The organism is Kribbella sandramycini (assembly GCF_013131805.1).
Classification (GTDB): Bacteria; Actinomycetota; Actinomycetes; order Propionibacteriales; family Kribbellaceae; genus Kribbella; species Kribbella sandramycini.
The window spans coordinates 46396-59594 of record NZ_JABJRC010000010.1 but is presented as its reverse complement, the minus strand read 5'-3'; the positions used below and the strand labels follow the sequence as shown (position 1 = coordinate 59594).

Annotated in this window: 14 protein-coding genes; 3 read left to right on the top strand and 11 right to left on the bottom strand. The window is 67.3% G+C overall.

What is annotated here, in order from left to right; genetic code table 11:
• Positions 1-529: 529 nt before the first annotated feature.
• The 3 genes from HPO96_RS32320 to HPO96_RS32310 all read right to left on the bottom strand — a co-directional run bounded on the left by HPO96_RS32320 (position 530) and on the right by HPO96_RS32310 (position 2558).
• Positions 530-1264 carry an SDR family oxidoreductase gene (locus tag HPO96_RS32320; protein ID WP_171678207.1) on the bottom strand — a complete coding sequence of 245 codons (735 nt, stop codon included), beginning with the start codon at positions 1262-1264 and terminating at the stop codon, positions 530-532.
• Between the two features lie 70 nt (positions 1265-1334).
• The gene (locus HPO96_RS32315) at positions 1335-1817 is read right to left on the bottom strand and encodes a GNAT family N-acetyltransferase (protein WP_171678206.1); all 483 of its coding nucleotides are present in this window, start codon (positions 1815-1817) and stop codon (positions 1335-1337) included.
• A gap of 3 nt (positions 1818-1820) precedes the next feature.
• The gene (locus tag HPO96_RS32310; RefSeq protein ID WP_420371480.1) at positions 1821-2558 is read right to left on the bottom strand and encodes a glycosyltransferase family 2 protein; all 738 of its coding nucleotides are present in this window, start codon (positions 2556-2558) and stop codon (positions 1821-1823) included.
• 167 nt (positions 2559-2725) lie between these two features.
• Between HPO96_RS32310 and HPO96_RS32305 the strand changes: the two genes are divergently transcribed.
• Positions 2726-3541, top strand: coding sequence for a nitroreductase/quinone reductase family protein (locus HPO96_RS32305; RefSeq protein WP_171678204.1), 816 nt, complete (start codon positions 2726-2728; stop codon positions 3539-3541).
• On the opposite strand, the gene HPO96_RS32300 is transcribed toward HPO96_RS32305, so the two are convergent.
• The 7 genes from HPO96_RS32300 to HPO96_RS32270 form a co-directional block, all read right to left on the bottom strand.
• Positions 3532-4278 (bottom strand): class I SAM-dependent methyltransferase, encoded by a 747-nt coding sequence (locus HPO96_RS32300; RefSeq protein WP_171678203.1) that lies wholly within the window; start codon positions 4276-4278, stop codon positions 3532-3534. The genes HPO96_RS32305 and HPO96_RS32300 overlap by 10 nt on opposite strands.
• Before the next feature lie 320 nt (positions 4279-4598).
• Positions 4599-5504: a carbohydrate ABC transporter permease gene (locus tag HPO96_RS32295; protein ID WP_171678202.1), complete on the bottom strand. Its 906-nt coding sequence runs from the start codon at positions 5502-5504 to the stop codon at positions 4599-4601.
• Positions 5497-6435 (bottom strand): carbohydrate ABC transporter permease, encoded by a 939-nt coding sequence (locus tag HPO96_RS32290; protein WP_171678201.1) that lies wholly within the window; start codon positions 6433-6435, stop codon positions 5497-5499. The genes HPO96_RS32295 and HPO96_RS32290 overlap by 8 nt, the downstream gene beginning before the upstream one ends.
• On the bottom strand, positions 6432-7712 hold the full coding sequence (locus HPO96_RS32285; RefSeq protein ID WP_171678200.1) for an extracellular solute-binding protein: 1281 nt from the start codon (positions 7710-7712) through the stop codon (positions 6432-6434). Before HPO96_RS32285 ends, HPO96_RS32290 begins: the two co-directional genes overlap by 4 nt.
• Positions 7713-7928: 216 nt before the next feature.
• Positions 7929-9023, bottom strand: a complete 1095-nt coding sequence (locus HPO96_RS32280) for a hypothetical protein (protein ID WP_171678199.1) — start codon at positions 9021-9023, stop codon at positions 7929-7931.
• 5 nt (positions 9024-9028) lie between these two features.
• Complete coding sequence (locus HPO96_RS32275) at positions 9029-9439, bottom strand: hypothetical protein (protein ID WP_171678198.1); 411 nt, start codon at positions 9437-9439, stop codon at positions 9029-9031.
• 10 nt (positions 9440-9449) lie between these two features.
• On the bottom strand, positions 9450-10517 hold the full coding sequence (locus HPO96_RS32270) for a LacI family DNA-binding transcriptional regulator (RefSeq protein ID WP_171678197.1): 1068 nt from the start codon (positions 10515-10517) through the stop codon (positions 9450-9452).
• A gap of 81 nt (positions 10518-10598) precedes the next feature.
• Here HPO96_RS32270 and HPO96_RS32265 point away from each other — a divergent pair, with 81 nt between their 5' ends.
• Complete coding sequence (locus tag HPO96_RS32265) at positions 10599-11222, top strand: DUF624 domain-containing protein (RefSeq protein WP_337796901.1); 624 nt, start codon at positions 10599-10601, stop codon at positions 11220-11222.
• 53 nt (positions 11223-11275) lie between these two features.
• The gene (locus tag HPO96_RS32260) at positions 11276-12697 is read left to right on the top strand and encodes a DHA2 family efflux MFS transporter permease subunit (protein WP_171678196.1); all 1422 of its coding nucleotides are present in this window, start codon (positions 11276-11278) and stop codon (positions 12695-12697) included.
• Positions 12698-12706: 9 nt separating this feature from the next.
• Here HPO96_RS32260 and HPO96_RS32255 read toward each other — a convergent pair whose 3' ends face one another.
• Positions 12707-13090 (bottom strand): hypothetical protein, encoded by a 384-nt coding sequence (locus HPO96_RS32255; RefSeq protein WP_171678195.1) that lies wholly within the window; start codon positions 13088-13090, stop codon positions 12707-12709.
• Positions 13091-13199: the final 109 nt, after the last annotated feature.

The window sequence follows — 13199 nt, the reverse complement described above, 5'->3', positions numbered from 1 at the left end:
GCGCCGGTCCGGATGCGGACGGGCTGGCGCGCTATCCCAAAGCGACAACGACATCCGCTGCCCGCCGTCCGCCCAGGCAGGCGGCGTCCGCACCACCAATTGCAGTGGTGTGGCGCCACCAGTCTGGTAACGGCTCAGCGCAACAGACAGCCCCGGTCTGAGCCGGCCGTCGGGTGCGATCCGAGGCATGTGCCACCGGAGCAGGTCTGGCGCCAACCGGCGCAGATCCGCACGTAGGCGAGTGACGAGCTCTGAGCCGTAGCGGTCACGCACGGCACGCAGATCGAGATCGGTGTCGACACGGGCGGCGGCGCATGCGCCTGCCCAGTCACCGGCAGTACGCCGCGCGGTCGCGGTCTCGATCATGGACTGTGGGACGGCGTACTCGCGGACGCGCTGCCACATCAACAGGCGGGGCGAAATCGTGGGGGCGAGGTGGGGTGCCATCAGCACTCACCTTGCGCGAACGATTCCCCCGATCCGTGCTCGAAGTTGTTCTTCATCGCCTTAATCATAAACGCCGCGGCAATCAGGTGTACTGGGTTTTGAGCCAGGTGGTGAAGGTTCGGGTGCCTCGGGGGCCTGGGGTGGTGGGGAGGAGGGCGCCTTGGCGCATGGGGCCGGGGAGCGGGAGGGGGAGGATGGGGCGGCGGCGGGTGCCGCCGGCGGCCATGAGGGCTCGGGCGAGGGTTACTAGGGGCTGGACTTCGGGGCCGGCTAGTTCGGGGGCCATGCCGGAGGGGGGTTGTAGGGCGAGGGTTGCCAGGGCCTCGGCTACTTCGCGGACGGCGATGGGCTGGACGGGGATGGCGGGGACGAGGGCGATGGGGCCGGGGACGCTGTTCACGGCTTGGCCGACGAACTCGTAGAACTGGGTGGCGCGCATGATGGTCCAGGGGGTGGAGCCGGCGCGGATGAGCTCTTCGTGGCGGAGTTTGCCGGCGTAGTAGGGGTGACGCACTTTGTCCACGCCGACGATGGAGGGGGCGACGAGGTGGCGGACACCGGCGTACTGGGCAGCTCGGAGGAGGTTGCCGGCGGCCTTCTCGAAGAAGTTGATCGCTACCGACTTGCGGTTGGTGGTGACGTTGCTGACGTCGATGACCACCTCTGCGCCAGCCAGCGCGGCTTCTAGCCCGGCCCCTGTCATCAGGTCGACCCCGCGGCTTCTGGACAGGACTACGGGCAGGTGCCCACGCTCCCGAAGTACGTCTACTACGTGTCGGCCGGCTACGCCGGTCCCGCCGGCAACTGCGATCTTCATGACTGCTCCTCTGGTTCAGGTCCTCAGTCAGCAGACACGCGTCGTACGCCGGACGTGACACCAGCGGGGCTCAGAGCTCCCGGTAGTACCTGGTTGTCGGGAACGGAGTGCAGCCGAGCGACTCGTAGAGCGCTCTGGCGGGCTCGTGGAACGGATCGCCACCAGTGCCGATCTCGACAGTTTCGATGCCCTGCGCCTTCAGATGCGCGAAGGCGTGCTCACAGAGCGACTTGGCGAGCCCTTGCCGCCGGTGTGTGGACGCTGTGGCCAGGATGTCGATCCCACCGTGCCGCTTGGCCGGATCGAAGTCCCAGGCGACATAGCCGACCAGCGCGCCGCCGTCCTCGGCCACCGCGGCGTAACGGTTCTCGTCGGGGTTGTGCAACGTGGCGACGTGTCGGTGGTAGTCGTCGCGCCACTCACCATGCGTGTTGGTGAAGATGAGCTCACCGACCACAGGGCGGTACGACTGCTCGTAGAACGGCCCGAAGGTCTCGATGGTCAGTGCGATGAGCTCGTCGAGGTCATCCGGTCTGTACGGACGCAACTCCATGGCTCAGAGCTTAGAGGCTCGGCCGAGGTGGTGGGCGGTGGTGGAGAGGAGGGCGGTTAGGGCTAGGGCGGGGCCTTGGGTGCGGGTTAGGTGGGGAAGGGAGGCGCCGTAGGTGGTGCGGAGGGTTAGGGGGCCTACGGACTGGGGGCCGTTGCGTTGCATGGTGGCGGCTGCGGCGCCGGCTCGGTAGCGGCCTTGGGTGAGGGATTTGAGGGTGTAGTGGCCTTGGTGGGTTATGTGGAGGTCGGGGCGGTAATGGATGGTGTGGCCGGCTTGGAGGGTGCGGCGGGCCAGTTCGCGGTCTTGGGACTTGCGGTAGGTCGGGTTGAAGCCGCCTAGGGCTCGGAAGACGTCGGTGCGGATGCCGAAGTTGCCGCCGTTCAGGTAGTCGACGAGGACGCCGTTGGTGGCGTGGCGGTGGTTGAAGGCGAGGGCGCGGAGGCGGTTGAGGGTGGCGGTGCCGGACTCGGTGATGCGGCCGGCTACGGCGGCATGTGGGCCGGACAGCGCGTCAGCGAGTTTCTGAAGCCAGTCCGCGTCCGGAATGGTGTCGTCGTCGAGGAAGCCGAGCAGCTCGCCAGATGCCTTCGCCGCGGCGCGGTTGCGCACCACACTGACGCCCTCGCCGGCACCGTCCACCTCTACCAGCACTTCGTACGCCGGTGCGTCGCGCTGCGCGGCCAGTGCGTCCAGCACAGCTCGTAGGTCCGTGTCGCCACGGGTCGGGATCACTACGGACACCTTCACGGGGCTCAGTTTGATCGGCTAGGGTTTGGATCGTGACTACCGGGTCGGCCTTGGGCCATGCACGAGTTGGGTTCCCGGGCGACTTCTGAGCGCCTGGCCGGCCCGTGGGCCGCCGCGTCTTCTCTTTCTCACCGATTCTGATCATCTACCGAGAGAAGAGAATGACGAACCCTTTTACTGATGTGCTGATTGCTGAGTTCCGTGCGCAAGAAGGACGGCTGAGCGGGCCGTTCGCAGACGCGCGAATGTTGCTGTTGACAACGACTGGACGGCGTTCCGGTCGGCCGCACACCACCGCGCTCGGGTACTACCCGGATGGCGAACGGTTGCTGGTGGTCGGGTCGGCCCTCGGCGCCGACCAGCATCCGGACTGGTTTCACAACCTGCAGGCGAACGCCGAGGTGACGGTCGAGACCGGGGTGTTCACGTACGAGGCGGACGCCGTGCCGCTCGAAGGCGCGGAGCGGGACGAGGTGTTCGCGCGGCTGGTCGAGGCGGATGCCGGCTGGGGTGAATACCAGGCCAAGACGTCGCGGACGATTCCGGTGGTCGCTTTGGTGCAGCGGCAGGCCGGGCCGCCTGGGGGTGCTGACTCGTTTGCCGAGCTGCTGATCAAGGTCCACAAGACTTTCCGGCGTGAGCTCGAGCTGATCCGGGCGGAGGTCGCTGCTTCCGGTACGGCGGGGCTGGGAGCGCAGCTGCGGATCAACTGCCTCACTCTGTGCCAGGGGCTGCACAACCACCACACCGGGGAGTCGATGGGCCTGTTCCCCGGACTGCGCGAGCTGCACCCGGAGCTGGCGACTGAGATCGACGCACTGCAGGCCGAGCACGACCAAATCGGCGTACGGCTGGAGGCGCTGGAGAAGCTGCTCAGCGAGCCCAGTCCTGACCTGGCGACAGAGGTGGACCGGCTGGCCGATCTGTTGATCGCACACCTCGACCACGAGGAGGCGGCGCTGCTGTCCTACTTGTGAGCCAGTAGGGCGTAGGCGTTGGGCAGCCGGCCGGACCACGCGGCCGCGGCTGTTCCGTCGGCGGGCCGCCAAAACGGCTCGGCGTACTCCTCCAGTACGTCGAGCCGCAGGCCGGCCTGGGTGATCGCAGTGACGATCTGACCGAGGTTCCACTGCCATTCGCGCGCACCGTTGCCGGGAAAGCTGTCGTTGACGTGTGAGTCGGCGAAGTAACTCCGGTCCGCCCGGATTCGCGGCTCATCGGCGTCCCACGACCACAGCGGCACGGCTGGGTGCGCTTCGTACACGAACAGGCTGCCGCCCGGACGTAGTACGCGCGCCGCATCGCGGGCCCATGCGTCGAGATCGCGCATCCAGATCAGCGCACCCTTGCCCGTGTACACCAGGTCGGCGCAGCCATCCCGCACCGGTACGCCGGGCACCTCCGCGACCAGATAGCGACAAGGCGAACCGAGGTCGACGGCCCGACGCTGTGCGGCCGTCGCAGCGACGGAGCTGTAGTCGACACCGACCACCTGACGAGCGCCCGCCCGTACGAGCGCGGTGTCGTCTACTCCGTGCCCGCTCTGGAAATGCACGACCAGTGGGCCGTCAGCCAGCACCGGTGCGAGCAACGAGACCTCCCGCGGGAACAGCTCCCCATCGCGGGCCTGCGCCAGCAGTTCGTCGTACTCGCGCACGTGTTTCGCCGACGCCTGCTCCCAGACGACCCGATTGGCCGCGACCCGTTCGTCCATCCCCCGAGTCTTCCAATCGGTTGGTTACCCCGCCACCGAGACAATCGACTACCGAAAGTGATCGTCACGCTGCGTGATGTGACAATTTCTGGAATTTGCCGGGCCCGAGGAGAAATCGTTCGGGAAATCGGCGAAAAAACGGGACGCGGGTGTAACGCAGGGCACAGTGGCGCGATAAACGGGTGAGTGTGCCGGTGGGGGGACTACGCGGGACACTCCGGTGTTTCTTCGGGACCACCGCATGTGGGAGGGGGCCTCGCAGATGCTCACCCGGGGCGGGGTGAGCATCTGCTCGAGGTCGGCCCACAACTCCAGGGGGCTCAGCCCTTGATGCCGACGTTCGCCATTCCTTCGATGAACCGCTTCTGCGCGAAGACGAACAGCACGATCATCGGCAGCGTCGCCAGCGCCGTACCGGCCATCAGGTAGGGCCACTGAATCTCGGCCGGGTTCTGGGAGAAGATCGCCAGCCCCAGCTGGAGTGGGCGAAGTTCGTCCGAGGTGGTGATCATCAGTGGCCAGAGGAACCCGTTCCAGGCCGCTTCGATCTGGAAGACGCCGATCGTGATCAGCGCCGGCTTGATCAGCGGCAACATGATCCGCCAGAAGATCCCGAACTCGCCGAGCCCGTCGACCCGGGCCGCCTGAGCCAGCTCGTCCGGGAGCGAAACGAAGAACTGACGGGCCAGGAAGGTGAAGAACGGCGCCGCGCCGAGCGGGATGATCAGACCCCACCACGAGTTCAGCCAGCCGATCCCGCCCTGACCGAGGATGTTGTTCCCGCCGAACAGCGGGATCGACTTCACGATCATGAACAGCGGCACCAGGATGATCTGGAACGGCACCAGCAGCAGCACGATGAAGTACCCGAGCATCAGCTTGCCACCGCGCAACGGCATCTTGGCCAGCGCGTAGCCGGCCGTCGTACAGACGACCAGCGTGAACGCGGTCTCGCCGAGCGCGATCAGCGCGCTGTTCCGGAAGTACCGCAGGAACGGCGCGGTCTGCATCGCCTCGCTGAAGTTGCTCCAGCGCAGCTCACCAGGCAGCCAGGAGAACTTGAGGATCTCCAGCTCGCTCTTGAACGCGGTCAGCACCATCCACAGGAACGGCGTGATCATCAGCAGCGCGCCGATCACCAGCCCGGCGTACAACAGGATCCGGCCAGGCCGGAACGCGGACGGCTTCCCGGCGGCGGCGACCGCCGGCAACGTGGCGCTAGTCATTGGTGTCCGCCTTCTGGAGCAGGCGCCCGACGCCGATGAAGACGGCGATCACGATCATCATGATCACGGTCTCGGCGGACGCGTAACCGAGTTTGAGGTCCTGGAACGCGTTCTGGTAGATGTCCAGCACCAGGACGCGCGTCTCACTACCGGGCCCGCCGCGCGTCATCACGTAGACCAGGTCGAACACCTGGAAGGTGCCGACGATCGACGTGATCAGCACGAAGAACTGCACCGGGCCGAGGGCCGGCAGCGTGACGTTGCGGAACTTCTGCCACCGGTTCGCGCCGTCGATATCGGCCGACTCGAGCAGATCGCGGGAAACGCCCTGCAGCGCGGCCAGGTAGATGATGATCTTGGTGCCGAGCCCCTGCCAGATACCGACCACCATCAGCGATCCGAGCGCGGTGCCCGGGTCGGCCAGCCAGCGGTTCGGCGCGAAGCCGAACAGGCTGAGGAAGCCGTTCGCCAGACCGGAGCCCGGGTTGTAGATCCACAGCCAGATCGTCGCCACGGCGACCGTCGCGGTGACGGTCGGGATGTAGAACGCCGTCCGGAAGAAGCCCAGACCGCGGATCTTCTGGTTCAGGCCGAGCGCGACGGCGAGCGAGATCGCCATCGAGATCGGGATGACGATGATCGCGTACAGCACCGTGTGCCACAGCGACGCCAGGAAATCGACGTCGCGGAACAGCTCGCTGTAGTTGCCGAAACCGACCCACGACCAGGTGTCGCCGAAACTGTAGTCGGTCAAGCTCAGGACCAGCACCGCGACGACGGGGATCACGATGAATACGCCTGAGTGCAGCAGCGCCGGGGCCAGCAGGGCCCAGCCGGTACGGACCTGATTACGGGTCAGGGTGCCCTTGTCCTTGGCGACGTCCGCCTTGCGGGTCGCGCTGAGCGCCGGGCGCTCGAGTGTTGTGCTCATCGGCTCTGTCCTGCCAGGTTGCGCAGCACCTTCGCGGGATCCTTCTGACCGAGGACCGCCTGGGTGAGCTGGATGTCGAAGTTGCCCCGCATCTCGAGCCAGTTGGCCGGCACCTCGTTCTCGTTCGCGGCGTACACCAGGCCGTCCGCGACGAACTTGCTCAACGGGTTGGACTTCGCCTGCGGCGAGTTGCTCGCGTCCTTGTACGCCGGGAGCTTGCGGTTCAGTTTGGCCATCGCGTCCAGCGAGCTCGGCTGGGTCAGCGACTGGATGAACGACCAGGCGGCGTCCTTGTGCACGCTGCGGGAGCCGATCGACGCGAGGTCGCCGCCGAGGTACTCGATCTCCTTGCCGCTGTTGAAGCGGAAGAACTTCAGGTCGTCGCAGTTCTTCTGGCCGATGCCCTTACCACCGGTGCCGCAGTCGACGGCGCCGCCGACGATCCCCATCGCGGCCTCGCCGGAGTACACCAGCGGCTGCTGCGCTGCGTTCACCTGACCGTACGGCTGGACGTTGTTGATCATCGACTTGATCCAGAGCAGGGTGTCGAGCCCGGCCTGGTTGTCGAAGTTCGGCTCGCCGTCCTCGTAGAGCGTCGTACCGGTCGAGGCCAGGAAGGTCGTGAACGACTGCCGGAAACCGGACGCCGACGCGAGGTCGAATCCGCTCCGGGTGATGTTGCCGTCCTTGTCCCGCTTGGTCAGCTTCTCCGCGGCGATCTTGAGCTCCGCGAGCGACGCCGGCGGCTTCTCCGGATCCAGCCCCGCCTCGATGAACGCGCTCTTGCGCAGTGCGACCGCGCGCGCGTCGGCGAGCAACGGGTAGCCGTACATCTTGCCGTCGTACGTCACCGCCGGGATCAGCGCGGCGATGCTCTTCTCCTTGATCACGTCCGGCGTCAGGCCGTACGCGCCGAGGTCGGCGAAGATCCGCTTGGACGCGAACGGCTGGATCCAGCCGACGCCGGTGACCATCACGTCGTACGGGATGCCGGCCGCGATCGACGTCGACATCTTCTCGTTCAGGTTGTTGTAGGTCGCGAAGTCCGGCTCGACCTTCATCTTCGGGTACTTCTGCTGGAAGTCCTCGACGACCTTCTGGAACTGCGCCCGCCCCTCGTTACTGGGCGGGAACGACGGGAGCAGCACCCGCAGCGTCCCGGTGGCCTCGGCCGGCGCAACGCCGTCCGTGCTCTTGTCGATCACCCCGCTGCCACAACCGCTGGCCACCACGGCGAGCGCCGCGGCCAGCAACGTCAGTCCCACGCTACGTCTCACAGGGGAACTCCTTCACTGCCGAACCGGTTTCGGCCGGGCCCGAACGACCGGACCACCATCAAGTGCAGCGAAGGTATGGGAAAGGGCTTTCCTCGTCAATACCCTAGCGCTCGAACGATCACTTTCGATCAGTTCCGGAACCAGACCGATCAAAGTTCCGCGCAGCACCCACCTTTTCGCCCAAACGCTTGCCCTCCGCACGCTGAAGGCTCGCAGTCAGCGCTGCACTTCAGGCCCGCGCTCCGGCGCAGTCTGCGTACCGCCACGACGAGAGCCCATATCCGCCTCGTCAAGCCGAGTAGCCGACGTGAGCGGCTCAGCGCCGGACCGACTGGCGTGGACCGCGGTGGCGAGGCCGGGCGGGAGGGAGTGGGGGGTGGCGGCGGTGGTGGCTTCGAGGGTTGCGGGTGCGTTGGTGGGTGAATCGTTCGAGCGGGTCTGCTCGGCGTTGGCTCCACGCTCCACGCGTGCTTCGGGTGCCGGCATCGACCACTGGCGGCGGATGTTGCGGATCTCGTCGTAGCCCGCGCGGGCGGCGGCTCCGCCTGCGGCGCGGGCGGCCTTGCGGCGCAGGTCCGGATCCTTGATGTTCTGGGCCTGGTCGATCTGGGCGTAGTCCTTCTTCATCGCTTCGGCGATCTGCTGGACTGCGGCGGAACGTTGGTCGTCGGGGACGAGGCCAGGGAGGTCGCTGGTGTCGTAGATCGCCGCGGCGGCGGCCTCGAACTTCTGCGCGGCACCGACTGTGGCAATCCGGCGCACGACTTCTTCGCTGCCCAGCCCGCTCCGGCTGCCGATCGTCTGGGCGAACGCATCAGCGCCCTGGACGTACTCGGCGTAGATCTCGTGCTTCCCGGCCGCCTTGATACCGGGCGCGATGTCCTCGAGACCGAGCTCGTCGATGTAGTCATCGGTCTTCTGAATCGCGTAGAGCTCGGTGAAGCCCTCCTCGGCCGCCTTGCCGTGCGGCGTGTTGTACTCGGCTTGGTTACGTCGCGGGTCGGAGCCTTCCCCGGCGAGCATGTGCACGTTCTCGTGCAGCATGGTCTTGATTGCTTTGCGGTAGCTGCGCAGCGTCGCGGCGTCCTGCATGTGGACGCGCGAGTTGCGGAACATCTCACGGGTCGGCTCGAGGATCCGCTGGTCGTTGTAGCGGACTGTGCCGTGCCACTCCGCCTCCCCGTCAACCGGCTTGGCGGGATCCGTCAGTTCGGTCCGGCCGTTCCAGACCGAATGATGAGCTCCGGAGATCCGGACGGCGGCAGGTGCTTGCTCGGCCAGGAGCTGCCGGTAGGTGGTGGCCTTGGGCACGAGGCTCAGCGTTCAGCTTCGAGTGCGCCGACCAACAGGCTGAGGGTGTGGCCGATACCACGCATCTCTTCCTGGTCCGCGGGCTCGGCGCCGTCCACGAGCTCGGCCAGCTCCGCCAGGGCTCGCTGCAGCCGCTCGATGCGTTCAGCCGGTGTGCCGGTCTCGGCGACTGCGACGGCCTGTAGCTCGTAGGCCTGCTGGAGGCGGGCTGAGCGGGGGGCCGCGGGGGGCGTGCCGAGGACGTCCTCGAGCAGTTCGAGGTCGTGGGCAGCGTCAGTGCGGTCGTTCGGGTCGGTGAGGGCGGCTGCCAGAGAACGGAGGCGATCGATCTCAGGGCGGGCCTGGGCCTCGTCCATGCCGGTGCGGACGGCATCGAGGACCTTGCGGTACTCGGTGTCGAACTGTTCGAACTGCATGGCGAGCAATCTATCTGCTCAGGGCGGCGGGTTGGGCGCCGCAGGAGGAGCGGATGTTGAGGGTGGGGAGGAGGGAGAGGTGTTGGGTGGGGGCGGGTTTGGATTGGAGTTTGCGGATGAGGAGGTCGCAGGCGGTTTCGCCGAGGGCGTGGCGTGGGGGGCTGACGGCGGTGAGGGGGACTACGGCGAGGGCGGCGGTTACGTCGTTGTAGACGACTACGGCGAGGTCTTCGGGGACGCGGAGGCCGCGTTCCATGGCGCGTTCGACGAGGCGGGCGGCGTGTTCGTCGGAGTGGATGAGGACGGCGCGGGAGTTGTGGGACTCGCATTCGGCGAGGAAGGCGTCCAGTTGGGCGAGGGAGGCCGGGTCGTCACCGGTTTGGGGGAGGTCGGCGGGTGAGAGGAAGACCTCGGCGCCGAGGGTGGCGGCGGCTTGTTCGATGCCGCGGCGGAGCCAATGGGCGGTGACGGTGGGTTGGAGGCTGACGACGATGCGGCGGTGGCCGAGTTGGGTGAAGTGGCGCAGGGCGAGCATGGCGCCGTAGGCGTGGTCGGTCCGGACGTGGTCGTACTCGCGGGCGACGTGCGGGAAGCCGAAGGCGCGTTCCATCAGGACGACGGGGACGTCGATGTCGTCGAGACGGGAGCCGAGGCGGTCGGCCTCGCCGTCGCCGTACGCCGTGCTGAGCAGGAGGCCGGCGACGCCAATACCGAGGACCTTCTCGATCCGCTCCAGCTCGACGACGGGGTCGTAGCCGGAGATGCCGAGGATCAGGCGGGCGCCGTAGCGGGCGGCCATCGCCTCGGCGCCGCGGATGACGTCGGTGTAGTAGAAGGACGCGCGCGGGACGACGATGCCGATGGTGAGCCGGGTGCCGGGCGCGCTCTGGTCGGCGGGGCCCGCGCCGATCGCGCCGCCGTGGACGCGGCGGAGCAGACCGGCGGCGTCCAGTTCGGCGAGATCGCGGCGTACTGTGATCGCGGAAACGCCCAGCTCGGCGACCAGCTCGGCCACCCGGAGCCGGCCGTGCCGGCGCAGGCCGCGCAGGATGAGCTCGTGGCGCTCCGGTGCAAGCATGGCGACGTCCCCTGTGATCTCGGGTGATTGTTTGTGATCATACGATCAACCGATACTCGGGCGGAACGAGGAGGCGAAGCAGTGGAACAGGCCGGCCGGACCAACGCCGTACTGGCGAAACTGACGGTGGTCGGCGATCTGCTGATGCTGCAGCTGGCGTCCTTGGTGCTGAGCGTGGGCATCGTGACGACGTTCCCGGCGGCGTTCGCGCTGCAGCGGGTGCTGCCGGATGCCATCAGTCAGGACCGCCCGCAGCTGATGCGGCGGTACCTGCGAGAGTTCGTCTGGGCGTTCAAGCGCTTCTGGCTGGCCGGGCTGGGCCTGTACGTCGGGGGCGCGATGCTCGCGTTCGGTCTGGCGTTCTGGGCGTTCACAGACGGCCCGGTGCGGATCTTCGCGCTCGCTGTGCTCATTCCGCTGACCGGAATGATCCTGGGGCTCTATCTGAGCGGTCTGGCCGTGCTGGCGGACGCTGAGGAGGACGCCACCTTCAAGTCGGTGTTCCGGCAGGCGAACCTGTTTCTGCTACGTCGGTCGCTGGCTGTCGCCGGTGCGGTGGTCGGGCTGCTCACCTGGTTCGCACTGGCGTCACAGCTGCCGACACTGCTGGTCATCGGGTCAGGGCTGGTACCGGCGTTGCTCGCGTACTGGCTGGGCGCGCCAGGACGGCGTACGAAAAAAGATTCGACCGAGGTGTCAATCTGAGCCATTGCAGTTCGACGTAAGGGTGTAGCTGCCCTCTCGTCAAGGAGACCGCGATGACCGCGCTGACCGAATCGACTACCCCGACCACGAGGGGTGGGCGTTCACGATGGCTCGCCCTGTACACGCTGTGTGCGGGGATGCTGATGATCGTTCTCGACGTCACCGTCGTGAACGTGGCTCTGCCCGCCATCCAGGACGACCTCGGTTTTACGAGCTCGTCACTGGCTTGGGTGGTCAACTCGTACCTGATCGCGTTCGGTGGGCTCCTACTGTTGGCCGGCCGTCTGGGTGACCTCCTCGGTCGGCGGAACATCTTCACCGCCGGACTGGTCGTTTTCACGATCGCCTCGGTGCTGTGCGGACTGGCGACCTCGCAGGAGGTCCTGGTGATCGCCCGCTTCGTCCAGGGCGTCGGCGGTGCGCTGACGTCGGCCGTCATCCTGGGCATGATCGTGACGCTGTTCCCGGAGCCGCGGGAGCAGGCGAAGGCGATCGGCGTCTACGCGTTCGTCGCGTCGGCCGGCGGGTCGATCGGGCTGCTGGCGGGCGGCGTCCTGACGCAGGCGATCAACTGGCACTGGATCTTCTTCGTCAATCTCCCGATCGGCATCCTGACTGCGGTCGCCGGAGTGCGGCTGATCGAGAAGGACAAGCGACTTGGGAGCGGTGGCGGCACCGACGTACCAGGCGCGGTTCTGATCACCGCTGCGCTGATGCTGGGCGTCTTCACGATCGTCGAGCCCGCTGCGGAGCTGGGGTGGACTGCAGGCCGGACTGTGCTGCTCGGGCTGCTGACTGTGGCGCTGCTGGCCGGTTTCGTCGTCCGGGAAGCCACTGCGGCCAACCCGCTCGTTCCGTTGCGCATCTTCCGGTCGCGGAACCTGACTGGCGCCAACCTGGTCCAGGCGCTGTCCAGCTCGGGCATGTTCGGCATCTTCTTCCTCGGCTCGCTCTATCTGCAGCGTGTCCTCGGGTACGACGCTCTGGAGATCGGACTGGCGTTTCTGCCGACCACTCTGGTGATGGGACTGCTCTCAGTGAAGTACTCCGAGAAGCTGGTGACCCGCTTCGGGCCCCGTCGTCCGCTGATCGCCGGACTGGCCCTGGTCACGCTCGGCCTGGTCCTGTTCACCCAGGCGCCTGTTGGCGGCAGCTACGTCGTCCACGTCCTCCCCGTGCTCACTCTGCTCGGTCTGGGTGGCGGAATCGCCTTCCCGGCCCTGATGGGCCTGGCCATGGCCGACGTACCGCCCGAGGACGCCGGACTCGCCTCCGGCCTGATCGGCACCACAGCCGAGGTCGGTGCGGCCCTGGGTCTCGCCGTCCTGGCCACCCTGGCCGCCACCAACACCACCGGCCCCACGGAGCTCCAGGCCCTCACCAACGGCTACCACTTCGCCTTCGCAGTCGCCGCAGCCATCGTCGCCGCCGCCGTAGCCATCGCCTACTTCCTCATGCGCCCCGCACGCACCTGAACCGACCCGTCAGCGCCGAGACCGGAGGTGGTTCACGAGGGGGGCGGCCAAGGCCAGGGCGAGCGCAACTGCCGCGATCAGGGCGCTGGCGGGCCGGTCGAGGGCGAAGCGGGCCAGGATGAAGATGCACCCGGCGACGAAGACGGCGGCGCCGAGGTTGGCGAGAACCCGGTGCTTGCGCTGGAAACCGTCGAGGGCGACGCGGAGGCGGGCCGGCGCGACGGCGAGTGGAACGCACAGCGCGGCCACGAAGATCGCGCTCAGGATGTACTCGAGCGTCGGCTCCGCGACAGCGCGGATGGTGAGGGCGAGCGGGACGATCAGCTCGAAGGCTCGCCGAGCCGCGGACGGCGGCTCGAAGCTGCGCTCGACCAGGTTGTTGAACTGGCTCATCGTGCCCTCCCCTTAGAGGCGCCCATCGTACGGGTTGTCCACAGGGTGGGGTGGTGGGTTTCGGGGTGGGGGGTGGGATGGGGAAGGATGTGGGGGTCGGGTCTTGGGG